This window comes from Phenylobacterium haematophilum (assembly GCF_014196295.1).
GTDB lineage: Bacteria > Pseudomonadota > Alphaproteobacteria > Caulobacterales > Caulobacteraceae > Phenylobacterium > Phenylobacterium haematophilum.
This window is the reverse complement of the sequence record NZ_JACIDK010000007.1, coordinates 1-13,967: the sequence shown is the minus strand read 5'-3', so window position 1 is coordinate 13,967 and position 13,967 is coordinate 1. Positions and strand designations below refer to the sequence as shown.

Below are 13,967 nucleotides of genomic sequence, written 5' to 3'. Positions count from 1 at the left end.
TTACCGAGGCGGAGGCTGGCCACGGCTCATGGCGAAAATGAGCCGTGGCCGCGGCGTCAATCGGCGCGCGTCCCCTTCGGCGGGGTGAGTTCGGTCGGCGGCCACTTGATGCCAAGCTGGTCGAGATAGGTCGGGTAGCGCTCGGCGTCGTAGTAGAAGGGCGCCATCTGCGGCCTGAACTTGGCCATGACCTCGGTGTTGATCTCGATCGGCGGCTTGTCGTCCGGGCCGATCATCGGGACGTACTTCTGATCCTTGGTCTGGACGTTGACGAAGTAGTCCTTGGCCTGGCGGCGCAGCTCCGGCTTGGTCAGCACATCGACCATGGTCATCGCCACCACCTTCGAACCGGCGACCACGCCCTTGTGGGCGATCGGCGTGGCCATCGAGATCGCGTTCGACCAGTGGTGCCCGGGCAGGTCGGGGATGTTCGACGGATAGACCACGGTGATGGTCGGCAGCGTCCAGGAGATGTCTCCGATGTCGTCCGAACCGCCGCTCTCGGGCTTCTCGACCGGCGGCGCCATCTTGTCGAGCTCCGTGGCCAGCCCCTTCTCCTTGGAGCCGAGGTTCTTCTGGACCGCCTTGGCGAAGGTCTGTTCCTCCGGCGTCCACTTCGGCAGCCCGACCTTGTCGATATTGGCCTTGGCGGCTTCGGCCAGCGGCCGGTTGAAGTGGCGCGGCGCGGCCGTGCCGAGCACCCGGCGCTCCATGGTCGTGTCGGTCATCTTGGCGGCGGCCTCGGCGATGGTGTCGCCGATCTCGAAGCTCTTCTTGATGCCGTCGAAGGTCTGCTCCCGGAAGTAGTACCAGACCGTCGCCTTGGACGGCACGACGTTGGGCTGGTCGCCGCCGTCGGTGATCACGTAGTGCGAGCGCTGCTCTGGCCGCAGATGCTCGCGGCGCATGTTCCAGCCCATGTTCATCAGCTCGACGGCGTCCAGCGCGCTGCGCCCGCGCCAGGGCGCTCCGGCCGAGTGGGCCGACGCGCCGTGGAAATTGTACTCGACCGACACCAGGCCCGTGCCCGACGTCGCGCCCCAGGCCGTCGCCAGGTTCGAGCCGACATGGGTGAAGATCGCCACGTCGGCGCCTTTGAACACCCCGTCGCGGACCATGTAGGCCTTGCCGCCCAGCAGTTCCTCGGCGACGCCCGGCCACAGCATCAGCGTGCCGGCGATGTTCTGCTTCTCCATCAGGTCCTTGACCGCCAGGGCGGCGACCACGTTCAGCGCCTGGCCGGAGTTGTGGCCCTCGCCATGGCCCGGCGCGCCCTCGACCAGCGGGTCGTGCCAGGGCACGCCCGGCTTCTGCGAGGCCTTCGGGATGCCGTCGATGTCGCTGCCGAGCACGATGACTGGGCCGCCCGTCCCATGCGTCCAGGTCGCGGTCCAACCGGTCGGCAGGCCGGCGACGCCGCGCTGGATGGTGAAACCGTTCTTCTCCAGCACGCCGGTGACGTACTTCGAGGTTTCGACCTCCTGGAAGGCGAGCTCGCCATACGAGAAGATCTGGTCGTTCATCTGCTGGGCCAGCTTGGCCCGGCTCTCGACCCCGGCTGCGGCCTGCGCCTTCAGGCCCGCGATCTTGCCGGCCGGAACGCCCTGGGCCAGCGCCGCCGGCGCGACCGAACACAGCAGGCCGGCCATGGCGGCCGCCGTCATCAACGCACGCATACATATCCCCCCAACGTCACATCCGTTCGTGGACAAAGAGGCGCCAGAACGGTCCCGCTGGGAAGCCCCCCAAGCGTCATGGATCACCTCGCAAATAGCACTTGCTCCTACAGCCGCTGTAGGATGCACAGCCTGCCGCATGGTCGGGCAGGGGCTCATTGACGGCATGCGGCGCATCGCGGCGATCCTCGCCCTGCTGGCCGTCGCGACCTTCGTCATGCTGGCCGCGCCCAGCCACGCCGAACCGCTCATCGACTTCGCCGCCCCGGCGGCGGCCAGCGCCCATCATGCCGGCGACGGCGATCCCGACGCGGCCCATCATGCGCCCGGCGCCCACTGCGCCACCCATTGCGCGGGCCACGCCCCGCCGCTGCTGGCCATGACCGAGATCGACGCCCGCACCGGCGCCGCCGGCCGCCAGCGCCCGGCGGACGACGCCGACCACGCGACGCTGAGGTCAGCGCCCCCGACCCGTCCTCCCGCGGCCTGACGGTTTCGCGCGCCGACGCGCGCTCCCGTCCTGTCCGTTTCCGGAGATCCCGATGCCTCCCCATCACGTCCGTCTGGCGGCCTTGCTGGCCGCGGGCGGCCTGGCGTGCGCCCATCCAGTCCTGGCTGCGCCCGCCCCTTCATTCCAAGACCTGCTGGCCCAGTCCGCCCAGGCGCCTCGCCGCGCCGAAAGCCAGGCACAGATCGCCGCCGCCCAAGGCCGCCTCGATCAGGCCGGCGCCTGGCGCAATCCCGAGCTGTCGCTCGACGTCGAGAACTTCGCGGGCAAGGGCCCGATGGAAGGCCTCGATTCCGCCGAGACCACGCTGTCGCTCAGCCAGACGCTCGAGCTGGGCGGCAAGCGCGGCGCGCGCATCGACGGCGCGCGGAGGGACGTCGATCTGGCCCGCGCCCGTGACGCCCAGGCTAGGGCCGACTACGCCGCCGCCCTGGCGGTCGGCTACGCCGAGGCGGAGGCCGCGCAGCTGCGGGCCGACCAGGCCCGCGAACTGCTGGAGGCCGCCCAGAGCGACGCCCGCGCCGCCGATCTTCTGGTCGAGGCCGGCAAGGAAGCCCGCCTGCGCGGCCTGCAGGCGCAGGCCGACGCCCAGTCCGCCCAGGCCGGGCTCGACCAGGCGCTGGCCGCCCGCGACGCCGCCTTCGGCCGCCTGTCAGCCCAGGCCGGATCGGGCGACACCTACGACTCCCTGACCTCCAGCCTGCTGTCGGCCGACGCCGCCATCGACGCCGAGCCCGTGGACACTCCGGCGGTGCTGTCCGCCCAGGCCGACCGCGACAGCGCCGCGGCCAAGGTTCGCGTCGAGCAGCTTCAATCCCGCCCCGACCTCACCGTCTCTGCCGGCGTGCGCCGCTTCGCCGGGGACGGCTCCACCGCCATGGTCGCCGGCGCCGCGTTGCCGTTGCCGCTGTTCGACCGCAACCGCGGAAACACCGCCGCCGCCCGCGCCGAGTTGGCCGCGGCCGAGGCGCGGCTGGCCCAAGCGAGGCTCGACGCCGTCGCCGACCTGGCCGCCGCCCGTTCCCACGCGCGCAGCGCCAGCGCCCAGGCTAGCGCCGCAGCCGCCGGCGAAGCGGCCGCCGCCGAAGCCTACCGGCTGGCGCGGATCGGCTACGAGGCCGGCCGCCTGCCGCTGCTCGAACTCACCGCCGCGCGCCGCGCCCTGGCCGCCGCGCGCCTGCAGACGCTGGAGGCCCGCCTGGCCCGCGTCCGCGCCCTGGCCGAGGCCGCGCGCCTGGCCGGCAAGACCCCCTTCGGAGCGTAATGATGCTGCTCGACAAACGAAACCTGCTCACCGGCGGGGCGATCGCGCTCGCCCTGGCGGCCGGCTACGGCCTGGCCACGTTCCGCGCCGCGCCGGCGGACGCCCGCGGCGAGGAAACCCATGACGAAGAGAAGGACGGCGAGGAAGGCTTCATCGCCCTGCCCGCCGACCAGGCCGCCGCCGCCGGCGTCGCCGTCGTCACCGTCGGCCGCGGTGGAGGCTCCGACATCCGCCTGACCGGCCGGGTCGAAGCCGCGCCCCACGCCCGCGCCGTGGTCGCCGCCCCGGTCTCCGGCGTCGTCGAGCGCGTGCTGCTGTCGCCCGGCGCCCAGGTCGCCGCCGGCGGCGGGGTGGTGGTGATCCGCAGCGCCGACGGCGCCAGCGTCCGCGCCGAAGCCGCCGCCGCAGCCGCCGAGGCGCAGGCCGCCCGCGCCGCCCTGGCCCGCGAGGACCGGCTGCTGAAGGCCGGCGTCACCGCCCAGCAGGACTGGGAGGCCGTCCGCGCCGCATCGGTCCGCGCCAGCGCTCAGGCCGCCGCCGCCCAGGCCCGCGCCGCCGCCTCCGGCTCGCCCGGCGCCGGCGGGCAGGCCACCCTGCGCAGCCCCATCGCCGGACTGGTGACCAGCGTCCAGGTCGCCCCGGGGGGCTTCGTCGCCCAAGGGGCCACGGTCGCCGAGGTCTCCAACCCCGAGCGCCTGGAGGTGGTGTTCAACGTGCCCGCCGACTCGGCCGCCAAGCTCGCCGTCGGCGCGCCGCTGAAGCTGATCGGTCCAGACGGCCGCGAGGCCTCCGCCCAGATCGTCGGCATCGCCCCGCTCTCGCAGCTGGCGACCGGCGCGGCCATCGTCCGCGCCCGGCCCACCTCCGGCGCACTGACGCCCGGCGCGGCGGTCAGCGCCCAGGTCCCCGCCGACGGCAAGGGCCTGCCCAGCGTGCCGTCCGAGGCCGTGCAGACGGTCGAGGGCCGCCAGGTCGTGTTCGTCGCCGAGAAGGACGGCTTCCGCGCCCGCTCGGTCACCGCCGGCCGCTCCGGCGGCGGGCAGACCCAGATCGTCGCCGGGCTGAAAGGCGACGAGCGCGTCGCCGGCCGCGGCGCCTTCGTCCTCAAGGCCGAGCTCGCCAAGGGCGAAGCAGAGCACGGACACTAGGGGGGCCGCCATGCTGAACAAGATCGTGGCGCTGTCCGTGCGCCACCGCTTCGCGGTCATCCTGATCGCGCTGGCTATCGCCGCCTACGGCGCGGTCGAACTCTTCCGGCTGCCGATCGACGCGGTGCCCGACATCACCAACCGCCAGGTGCAGGTGACCACCGTCGCTCCGGCCCTGTCGCCCGAGGAGATCGAACAGCGGGTCACCTATCCGCTGGAGACCGCGCTGACCGGCATCCCGGGCCTGGTCGAGACCCGCTCGATCAGCCGCAACGGGTTCTCGCAGATCACCGCGGTCTTCACCGACCAGACCGACGTCTACTTCGCCCGCAACCAGGTCACCGAACGCCTGCAGGGCGCGCGCGACGAGCTGCCTCCGGGCGCCGAGCCGGCCCTGGCCCCGATCACCACGGGCCTGGGCGAAGTGATGATGTGGACGGTCAAGATGGCGCCGGCCAAGGGCGTGAAGCCCGGCCAGCCGGGCCCACAGCCGGACGGGTCCTATCTCACTCCCGAGGGCGAGCGCCTGACGACCGAGATGGCCAAGGCGACCTACCTGCGCACCGTCCAGGACTGGATCATCACCCCACAGCTGAAGACCGTTCCCGGCGTCGCCGGGATCGACGTCATCGGCGGCTACGTCAAGAAGTACGCGGTGCGGCCCGATCCCGCCCGCATGACCGCCTACGGCGTCGGCCTCAACGAAGTGGTCGAGGCGGTCGAGCACGCCAACACCGTCGCCGGCGCGGGCTACATTTCCCGCGGCGGTGAGGCCTTCGTGGTCCGCGCCGACGCCCGCGTGCGCTCGGCCGTGGACCTGGCCGCCGCCCCGATCAAGAACCGGGGCGGCTTGGTGGTCCGCGTCTCCGACGTCGCCACCGTCGAGATCGGTCAGGCCGCGCGCCTCGGCGCCGCCCAGCAGCACGGCGAGGAGGTGGTGATCGGCACCGCCCTGATGCTGGCCGGCGAGAACAGCCGCACCGTCGCTCACGCGGTCGGCCAGCGGCTGGATCAGATCCAGGCCTCGCTGCCGCCGGGGGTCGAGGCGACGCCGGTCCTCGACCGCACCGCGCTCGTCGACCGCACGATCTCGACCGTCCGCACCAGCCTGGCCGAGGGCGCGCTGCTGGTCATCGTCGTGCTGTTCCTGCTGCTCGGGAACGTGCGCGCGGCGATCATCACCGCCCTGGTCATCCCGCTGGCCTTCCTGTTCGGCGTCATCGGCATGAACCGGTTCGGTGTCTCCGGAAACCTGATGAGCCTGGGCGCCCTCGACTTCGGCCTGCTGGTCGACGGGGCGGTCGTCGTGGTCGAGAACACGCTTCGCCGGTTGACCGAGCGACGTCAGGCCGAGGGACGCGACCTGACCAAGTCCGAACGGATGAGCGAAGCGGTCGCCGCCGCCCGCCAGATGGTCCGCCCTGCGGCCTACGGTCAGGCGATCATCCTGCTCGTGTACGCCCCGCTGCTGGCGCTCGAAGGCATCGAGGGCAAGATGTTCCACCCAATGGCCGCGACGGTCATGCTGGCCCTGGCCGGGGCCTTCATCCTGACCTTCACCCTGGTCCCGGCGCTGGCCGCGCTGTTCATCAAGCCGCCCGACCGCGAACATCAGTCCAGGGCCGAGGCGGTCGTCCGCGGCCGGCTGGAGCCGCTGGTGCGCCAGGCCGTCGCTTATCCGCGCCGGGTCGCCCTCGGCGCCGGCGCGATGGTGCTGGTCGGGCTGGCGGTGTTCAGCCTGCTGGGCCGCGAGTTCATCCCGACGCTCGACGAGAAGGACGTGCTGGTCCAGGCCCTGCGCGTACCCAGCGCTTCGCTCGAACAGTCGCTGGAGATGCAGGCTCGGCTTGAGAAAGCGCTGATCAAGATCCCCGAGGTCGAGAACGTCTTCTCCAAGACCGGCACCGCCGAGGTCGCCACCGACCCGATGCCGCCAAGCATCTCCGACACCTTCGTGATCCTCAAGGACCGCAAGGACTGGCCCGACCGCAGCCTCAGCAAGGCCGACGTCGCCGCCAAGATCGAGAAGGTCGCCGCCGGCCAGATCGGCAACGCCTACGAGTTCACCCAGCCGATCCAGATGCGCTTCAACGAGCTGATCTCCGGCGTCCGCTCGGACGTGGCGGTCAAGGTCTATGGCGACGACTTCAACGAGATGGAGGCCACGGCCGAGAAGATCGCCACCGTGCTGCGCGGCGTAAAGGGCGCGGCCGACGTCAAGGTCGAGCAGGTGTCCGGCCTGCCGATGATGACCGCCCAGGTCGACCGCTCCGCCGCCGCCCTGCACGGCGTCCATGCCGCCGACGCCGCCGACGCGGTCCAGATCGCCCTGGCCGGCCGCACCGCCGGCCGGGTCTACGAGGGCGACCGCCGCTTCGACGTGATGGTCCGCCTGCCGGAGGAGGCGCGCAACGACCTCTCCGTCGTCGCCCAGACGCCGCTGGCGGCGAACGACGGGGCAGTGATGGCGCCGCTCGGCTCGGTCATCCAGTTCCAGGAGGGCGAGGGTCCGAACCAGATCAGCCGCGAGAACGGCAAGCGGCGGATCGTCGTCCAGGCCAATGTCCGCGGCCGCGACCTGGGCGGCTTCGTCACTGAGGCCCGGGCCGCCGTGGCCGAAGAAGTCAAACTGCCGGCCGGGGCCTGGATTGACTGGGGCGGCCAGTTCGAGAACCTGCAGCGTGCCGAGGCGCGGCTGGCGATCGTCGTACCGATCGTCTTCGCGACCATCGCGGTGCTGCTCTACTTCGCGTTCGGCTCGGCCGCTCAGGCGGGACTGGTCTTCGCCTGCGTGCCGCTGGCCCTGGTCGGCGGAGCGATGGCCCTGCTTCTGCGGGGCATGCCGTTCTCGGTCTCGGCCGCGGTCGGCTTCATCGCCGTCTCCGGGGTCGCGACCCTGAACGGGTTGGTGCTGATCCAGGCGATCCGCGAGCGGATCGAGGCCGGCATGGACCCGCGCGTGGCGGCGGTAGAGGGCTCCATGGCCCGCCTACGCGCCGTGCTGACCACCGCCCTGGTCGCCGTGCTCGGCTTCATGCCGATGGCGCTGGCCAGCGGGGCGGGGGCCGAGGTGCAGAAGCCGCTGGCCACCGTGGTGATCGGCGGCCTGATCACCGCCACCCTGCTGACCCTGGTGGTGCTGCCGGCCTTCGCCAGCCGGGTGATCGGCCGCAGGTCCGTCAAGCCCGCGACCGAAGCCGAGCCAGCGTTGATCTAGCTCGCTTGGTGCGGACGCCCGTTTCAGGGCGTCCGCATCAGGTGCTGGGCGATCGCGTGATAGGCCGGCAGCGACAGCGGATCGAGATAGACGTTGCTCGACTGCGGGTGCGAGGCGAACCGCACGATCGCCATCTCGGCCTTTGGGTCGACGTAGCAGGCCTGGCCGTTGACGCCGCGGGCCATGTAGGCGCCGTGGTCGTTGTGCGAGACCCACCACTGATCGTGATAGCTCCAGCCCGGCAAGGTCGCGTAGCCGGCCTTGGCGAAGTCCTCGCGCTTCGCCCCGCCGGAGATCTCGGCGACCACCGCCGCGGGCACGACTTGGCGGCCGTTGAAGCGGCCGTTCTGGCGCATCATCTCGCAGAACCGCGCTAGGTCGCGCAGCGACAGATTCAGGCCTCCCGCCGCATAGCCCGACCCCACGGAATCGACCTGCAGATAGGCGTCCTGCTCCATGCCGAGCGGCGTCCAGAACCGCTCGCTGAGCTGCTGGGCCAGCGGCTTGCCGCCGGCGCGCTGCACCAGCCAGCCGACCACCTCGGTGTTCACCGACTTGTAGGAGAAGGCCTGGCCGTGCTCGCCGGCCTTCTTCAGGGTCTTCAAATAGTCGTAGCTGGCCGTCGGACCGCTGTAGCCCGGCGGCCGCGGCAGCAGCCCCACCGCCCGCACGAAGTCCCAGGCCGGCGACTTCGGGTCAGTGTAGACCTCGGAGTACTCAAGCCCGGTGGTCATATCCAAGACCTGGCGCACGGTGGCGTCGCCGAAGGCGCTGCCGGCGAGTTCGGGAATGTAGCGGGTCACCAGGGCGTCGGGATCGAGCTTGCCCTCGGCGACCAGCATCGCCGCGATCGTGCCGGCGAACGACTTGGTCACCGAGTGGGCGATGTGCGTCCCCTCGGGCTTCAGCGCCCCGAAGTAGCGCTCGTAGACCACCTTGCCCCGGTGCATCACCAGGATGCCGTCGGTGTAGTTGGCGGCCAGCGACTGGCCCCAGGTCATCGCCGCGCCGCCGCCCAGCGGCGTGAAGCTGACCGCGTCCAGATCCTCGCGCGGCGCCCGCGGCAGTTCGCTGACCGGACCCGGCCCGCGCCAGACCACCGCGGTCGGAAACAGCTCGCGCCAGTGCGAGAACGTCCAGCGCAGCTGCGGGAACTTAAGGAAGCCGCCGTCCTCGAAGCGGATGGTCCGCTCGGCCGGCGGCGGCGATCCGACCATCCAGCCCAGGGCCACCGGATCGGTGGCCTGGGCGTCCGGAAACGGCGGCGCGGCCTGCGCCGCCCCGCCCAGCAACAGCGCCGCCATGCCGGCCAGCGCCCCCCGCACGAACGTCATCAGCGGACCTCGCTCAACACCGCGGCCTCGGCCGAGTCGATGTACTCGTCGAGCCGGGTGATCACCCCGTCCCGCATCCGGATCACGCAGCAGGCCGACATCGAGAAGTCCCGCCCGTCCGGCAATTTCCCTTCCAGCACGTGCTGCTGCAGGAAGCCGTCCGAGAGCGCCTCGCGCCGCACGACGCGGTACTTGCGGTCGCTCATCTTGCGCATGAACCAGCCCAGCACCTTCAGGTTCTGCTCGACGGTCTGCTCCACCCGGTCGTTGTTGTGCCAGATCTTGGCGTCAGGGGCATAGCAGGCCCGCACCGCCTCCACGTCGCCGCGCTCGATGGCGCCGATGAACCGATCAGCGAAGGCCAGGACGTCTTCGGTCTGCATGATTTTCTCTCCCTGACCGGACCATAAGTTCGTTTTTGCAAGTCATCAAGCCGCAGTCAGGGAGAGGGCGCGCCTGCGGCCTTCAGATCATCTGGGAGAGAGGTTGAGCACCGCCTCGTCGCCGTTCCCCTCGACGTGGACGATCATCACGCCCAGGGCCGGGCCGTCGTCGATCTGCAGCACCAGGTTTTGGCCCTTCAGTTCGGCCAGGCTGCGGCCGCTGCGGGTGCGGATCTTGGCGATGAACGACAGGATCGAGTTCTGGGCGTGCTCGATGGTGGCCTCGAAGGTCACCGCCTCCAGCGGCTGCTCCTGGGTGCCCAGCACCCCGCTGCCCTGCTTGGTCGAATAGACCATCGTCCTACCTCATCAGCTTGAGCGCGCCGGTGACGGCGTCGATCTTGGAAATCTCGTCGGGGCCGATGCCCACGCAGGTCGGCGTGCCGGAGGCGACGACGGTGCGGCCGGCGTCGCGGATCAACATCACCGGCAAGCCGGCCTCCTCGGCCTGGCGCGCCAGCTCGAACAGCTCCTCTTCCGAGCCGCAGCGCAGCACCACCTTGGGCATCCCCGCCTGCAGCCAGCTGGTCTGCTGCTCGCGCGGGGCGTTGAGCAGGCCCCCGACCGCGGCGTGGGCGACCTGGGCGGCCATCTTGCCGGGCGGCAGGCCGAGCGCCTCGTTGACGACGATGACTTGCTTCATGGCCGGTGTGTGCCCGCCGAACGGCGACGAAGGCAAGCGTTCGTGGTCTTGAAAGGCGCGTTCCGCTAGGATCGGATCATGACCGACAAGCCCGACGAGCCGCCGCCGAACGAGACCCCGATCCAGCGGGCCCTGCGCCTGAAGAACGCCGCCATCGAGGCGCGGCCCAAGCCGCCGCGGGGCGGTCGCTTCCAGCGCGAGCAGGCCGCGGCCGCGCATTCCTCATCGAAGTCCAAGCCCTGGATGTCGCGCTAGCTAGCCGAACACCGCGATCCTGAAGACCATGCTGATGATCGCGGCGAAGCCAAGCACCAGCAGCGCCACCGCGATCCAGAAGGTCGACGACACCGGGAAGGTGCTCTCGGCGAAGATCAGCCCCTCCTTGGCCATGGCGCTGCGGGTGGCGTTAAGTTCGCGCATGAACTTCACGTGCCGCGCCATGCCGATGATCAGCATCAGAATGCCCAGCGTCACAAGCGCGATGCCGAAGTTCCGCGGCGCGGCGGCGCTGGCGATGGCCCCGGCGTCGCGCAGCTTCTGGAACGCCTGGTAGATCGTAAAGCCAAAGCCGATCAGCGACAGCGACGTGCGGATCACCGACATCAGCGTACGGTCGTCACTCATCCGCGTGCGCTGGAACGACATCCCGGTCCGCCGCATCGACATCTCGGTGCGCTCGGTCGACAGGTCGGTTCGAAACTCGGACAGGTCGGTCCGGTGTTCCGACAGATCGGTCCGATGGGCCGAAAGCTTGGTGCGATGGGTGGAGTAGGTCACCGAGACGCCGTCGGCGTTCAGGCCGCTGACGTCCGGCAGCGGCGGCAGCGGCGGGTTCTTCACCCGGTCGGGCCGCTTCGGCGCGGGGTTCGGCAGTTTCGCCATCTGTGTTCGCCCTGACTGGTGGCTGTCAGACGCGAGAGTGCGGGCCGCCCCCTGAGCGGTCTATCGGGGTTATCCCCAGGGGGCGCATGGGCGGATGGCCCGGAAACCGGGCCATCCGCCACGGTTCAGGCCGACGGCTGCGCGGCCGCAGCGATCAGCGCGTTGTCGATCTCGTCGGCCCGCAGGGCGGCCGGACGCTGCAGGTGACGCTCGGCATAGGTCTCGAACGCCGGGCGCTTTTCGAGCGTGCCGAAGTTCATGCCCCAGGACAGGTGAGAGGCCAGATAGAGGTCCGCGGCGGTGAAACTGTCGCCCACCAGATATGTTCGGCCTTCGACCGCGCCTTCGATGGCCGCCAACACGTCCTCCATGCAGCCATAGCCCAGCGAGGTGCGCTGCTCGACCGTCGGCTCCAGGTTCATCATCTTGGCGGCCACGGCCTGCTCGATCGGGCCTGCGCCGAAGAACAGCCAGCGATAATAGGGACCGCGCAGCCGGCTGCCCGGCGGCGGCGCCAGGCCGGCCTGCGGGAACGCGTCCGCGAGATAGGCGCAGATGGCGGCGCACTCGGTGACCACCACCCCGTCGTGGACGATGGCCGGCACCTTGCCCATCGGATTGATCGCCAGATAGTCGGCGCCCTTGGCCGCGCCGGTCTCCCACTGCAGGACCTTGGTCTCGTAGGGTTGGCCGACCTCCTCTAGCATCCAGCGGATGATGCGTCCGCGCGACATGGGGTTAGTGTAGAAAACGAGGTCGGACATGGTCGGCTCCATTGGTTTGCGCCAACAGAACGCGCTGCTGCTGACAGCGGTTTGTCAGCAGCAGCTTTCGGCCATCGAAAACGGCGTGAGCCTTCGCGCTGCGAAGGCCGGACGTCTCAGATTTTCATGGATATGGCGGAGAGGGTGGGATTCGAACCCACGGTACCCGTAAAGGTACGCCGCATTTCGAGTGCGGTGCTTTCGACCACTCAGCCACCTCTCCGGAGACGTCGTTCGGGCCTCGAATAAGGAGAACCCGCTGAGCGCGAGGCGCGGAACCTACTCATCCGGCTCCGCGAGATCAAGCGGGCGTTTTGCGATCTTTCAACGCGGGTAGAGAATCATCTGCGTGCAGCGGAAAAGCGCGATCGCCTTGCCGCTCCCGGCATGGGTCGCCGTGGCGTCCCAGACCTGGGTCATGCGCCCGCCGTGGACCAGCTTGGCCTCGCAGGCGACCACCTCGCCGGCCTGGGCCGTGGCGAGGAAATTGCTTTGCAGTTCAATGGTCGTGAAGCCGACCGCGCCCTCCGGCAGCGAGATCCGGCAGCCGTAACCGGCGGCCGAATCCAGCAGTGCGATGACGCTGGCCGCATGCATGAAGCCGTTCGGCGCCATGTGCTTCTGCGCCACCTCCACCTGACTGCGCAGATAGCCCTGCCGCGCCTCGAGCACCTCCAGCCCCAGTTCGCCCGGCAGGAAGCCCTGCTGCATGGCGTTCAGGTCTTCCGGCGTATTCCCACCAAGATGGGTGAAGGCGTCAGCCATGGAAACCTCCCTACTCGTCGTCCTCGTCGGCGGTCGGCAGCACCGCGACGCCGTCTTCGTCGGCGTAGAGCATGTCGCCAGGCACGAACACAACGCCGCCGAACGCCACCGGCGTGTCGACGACGCCCTCGCCGCGCTTGACGCTGCGCATTGGGTTGGTCCCCAGCGCCTTGATGCCGATGTCGAGCGTGCCGAGCACCACGGCGTCGCGCACCGCGCCGAACACCACCACGCCGGCCCAGCCGTTCTTCACGCCGTCGGCGGCCAGCATGTCGCCGACCAGCGCCCGGTGCAGCGAGCCGCCGCCGTCCACCACCAGCACGCAGCCCTCGCCCGGCTCGGCGAGTGTGGCTTTCACGAGCGAGTTGTCCTCGTGGCAGCGCACCGTGCGGATCGGGCCGGAAAAGGCGGTCTTGCCGCCGAGGTCGCGGAACTGGGTCTCGCAGACCTCGATGGTCCCCTCATGTTCGTCGCAGAGGTCGGCGACCGAAATCTGGCTCATGCGGTGGCCTTTCCCTTGTAGTCGTCTCGCAGTTCGCGCTTGAGCACCTTGCCGATGTGGCTGCGCGGCAGGTTGTCGAGGAACACCAGGTCGGCCAGCCGCTGGGTCTTGCCGAGCTTGGCGTTGACCCACTCGCGCAGGGCCTCGGCCTCGACGCTCTTGCCGGGCTTCAGGGCCACGAAGGCCACCGGGGTTTCGCCCCACTTGTCCGACAGCACGCCGACCACGGCCGCTTCCAGCACCGCCTCGTGCTGGACGATCTCGGCCTCGAGGTCGCTGGGATAGATGTTGAAGCCGCCCGAGATGATCATGTCCTTCTTGCGGTCCATGAGCGTCAGGAAGCCGTCCTCGTCGAACCGGCCGACGTCGCCGGTGCGGATGTAGCGCAGGCCCTCGGGGCTGTACCACTCAGCCTCGGACGTCTTGCCTGGCTGGTTGTGGTAGCCGACCATCATCGCGCCCGAGCGGCCGACGACCTCGCCGATCTCGCCCTGCGGCACCTCGACCCCGTCTTCGCCGATCAGCCGGATGTCGTGGCCCGGCAGCGGCTTGCCGACCGTGTGCAGCTTGTCCGGATGCTCATGGGCCAGCAGGCCGCAGGAGCCGCCGCCCTCGGTCATGCCGTAGTACTCTATCAAGCCGCCCGGCCAGCGCTTGAGCACGTCGGCCTTGATCTCCGGCGAGAACGGCGCGGAGGTCGAGAACTTCATCACGTAGGACGACAGGTCGTAGCTGTCGAAGTCGGGCCGCTCCATCAGCCGGCGGTACTGCACCGGCACCAGCATGGCGTGGGTGGCGCGGTGCTTTTCCGACAGCTTCAG

The 13,967-nt window shown here is 70.2% G+C and carries 15 protein-coding genes and 1 tRNA gene; 5 read left to right on the top strand and 11 right to left on the bottom strand.

Annotated elements, in window-relative coordinates; translation table 11 throughout:
• Positions 1 to 56: 56 nt before the first annotated feature.
• Complete coding sequence (locus GGQ61_RS18700; RefSeq protein ID WP_183776133.1) at positions 57 to 1,676, bottom strand: amidohydrolase; 1,620 nt, start codon at positions 1,674 to 1,676, stop codon at positions 57 to 59.
• A gap of 166 nt (positions 1,677 to 1,842) precedes the next feature.
• On the opposite strand from GGQ61_RS18700, the gene GGQ61_RS18695 reads away from it, so the two are divergent.
• The 4 genes from GGQ61_RS18695 to GGQ61_RS18680 are packed head-to-tail and all read left to right on the top strand — an operon-like array spanning position 1,843 to position 7,813.
• Entirely contained in the window at positions 1,843 to 2,166 is a 324-nt protein-coding gene (locus tag GGQ61_RS18695) for a hypothetical protein (RefSeq protein WP_183776131.1), read from the top strand.
• Between the two features lie 52 nt (positions 2,167 to 2,218).
• Positions 2,219 to 3,448: a TolC family protein gene (locus tag GGQ61_RS18690; RefSeq protein WP_183776129.1), complete on the top strand. Its 1,230-nt coding sequence runs from the start codon at positions 2,219 to 2,221 to the stop codon at positions 3,446 to 3,448.
• Between the two features lie 2 nt (positions 3,449 to 3,450).
• Entirely contained in the window at positions 3,451 to 4,596 is a 1,146-nt protein-coding gene (locus GGQ61_RS18685; protein WP_246371092.1) for an efflux RND transporter periplasmic adaptor subunit, read from the top strand.
• A gap of 10 nt (positions 4,597 to 4,606) precedes the next feature.
• The gene (locus GGQ61_RS18680) at positions 4,607 to 7,813 is read left to right on the top strand and encodes an efflux RND transporter permease subunit (RefSeq protein WP_183776125.1); all 3,207 of its coding nucleotides are present in this window, start codon (positions 4,607 to 4,609) and stop codon (positions 7,811 to 7,813) included.
• A gap of 23 nt (positions 7,814 to 7,836) precedes the next feature.
• Here the strand turns inward: GGQ61_RS18680 and GGQ61_RS18675 are convergent, their stop codons facing one another.
• The 4 genes from GGQ61_RS18675 to pth2 form a co-directional block, all read right to left on the bottom strand.
• A complete protein-coding gene (locus GGQ61_RS18675) occupies positions 7,837 to 9,147 on the bottom strand; it encodes a serine hydrolase domain-containing protein (protein WP_183776123.1) in 1,311 nt (436 codons plus the stop codon).
• On the bottom strand, positions 9,147 to 9,530 hold the full coding sequence (locus tag GGQ61_RS18670) for a nuclear transport factor 2 family protein (RefSeq protein ID WP_183776121.1): 384 nt from the start codon (positions 9,528 to 9,530) through the stop codon (positions 9,147 to 9,149). Before GGQ61_RS18670 ends, GGQ61_RS18675 begins: the two co-directional genes overlap by 1 nt.
• An 87-nt stretch (positions 9,531 to 9,617) precedes the next feature.
• Positions 9,618 to 9,887 carry a hypothetical protein gene (locus GGQ61_RS18665; protein WP_183776119.1) on the bottom strand — a complete coding sequence of 90 codons (270 nt, stop codon included), beginning with the start codon at positions 9,885 to 9,887 and terminating at the stop codon, positions 9,618 to 9,620.
• Between the two features lie 4 nt (positions 9,888 to 9,891).
• The gene (gene pth2, locus GGQ61_RS18660; protein ID WP_183776117.1) at positions 9,892 to 10,233 is read right to left on the bottom strand and encodes a peptidyl-tRNA hydrolase Pth2; all 342 of its coding nucleotides are present in this window, start codon (positions 10,231 to 10,233) and stop codon (positions 9,892 to 9,894) included.
• Positions 10,234 to 10,311: 78 nt separating this feature from the next.
• Here pth2 and GGQ61_RS18655 point away from each other — a divergent pair, with 78 nt between their 5' ends.
• Positions 10,312 to 10,488, top strand: a complete 177-nt coding sequence (locus GGQ61_RS18655; protein ID WP_183776115.1) for a hypothetical protein — start codon at positions 10,312 to 10,314, stop codon at positions 10,486 to 10,488.
• Here GGQ61_RS18655 and GGQ61_RS18650 read toward each other — a convergent pair whose 3' ends face one another.
• From GGQ61_RS18650 to GGQ61_RS18625, 6 genes are all read right to left on the bottom strand, one after another.
• Positions 10,489 to 11,115 carry a YidH family protein gene (locus tag GGQ61_RS18650; protein WP_183776113.1) on the bottom strand — a complete coding sequence of 209 codons (627 nt, stop codon included), beginning with the start codon at positions 11,113 to 11,115 and terminating at the stop codon, positions 10,489 to 10,491.
• 125 nt (positions 11,116 to 11,240) lie between these two features.
• On the bottom strand, positions 11,241 to 11,879 hold the full coding sequence (locus tag GGQ61_RS18645) for a glutathione S-transferase family protein (protein WP_183776111.1): 639 nt from the start codon (positions 11,877 to 11,879) through the stop codon (positions 11,241 to 11,243).
• A 133-nt stretch (positions 11,880 to 12,012) separates the two neighbouring features.
• Positions 12,013 to 12,102 (bottom strand) — tRNA-Ser (locus GGQ61_RS18640).
• A gap of 101 nt (positions 12,103 to 12,203) precedes the next feature.
• Positions 12,204 to 12,644 (bottom strand): PaaI family thioesterase, encoded by a 441-nt coding sequence (locus GGQ61_RS18635; RefSeq protein WP_183776109.1) that lies wholly within the window; start codon positions 12,642 to 12,644, stop codon positions 12,204 to 12,206.
• Between the two features lie 10 nt (positions 12,645 to 12,654).
• Positions 12,655 to 13,146 carry a ribonuclease E activity regulator RraA gene (gene rraA, locus GGQ61_RS18630; protein ID WP_183776107.1) on the bottom strand — a complete coding sequence of 164 codons (492 nt, stop codon included), beginning with the start codon at positions 13,144 to 13,146 and terminating at the stop codon, positions 12,655 to 12,657.
• Positions 13,143 to 13,967: class I adenylate-forming enzyme family protein (locus GGQ61_RS18625; RefSeq protein ID WP_183776105.1), on the bottom strand; the 825-nt coding region annotated here is incomplete at its 5' end. The genes GGQ61_RS18625 and rraA, both read right to left, overlap by 4 nt.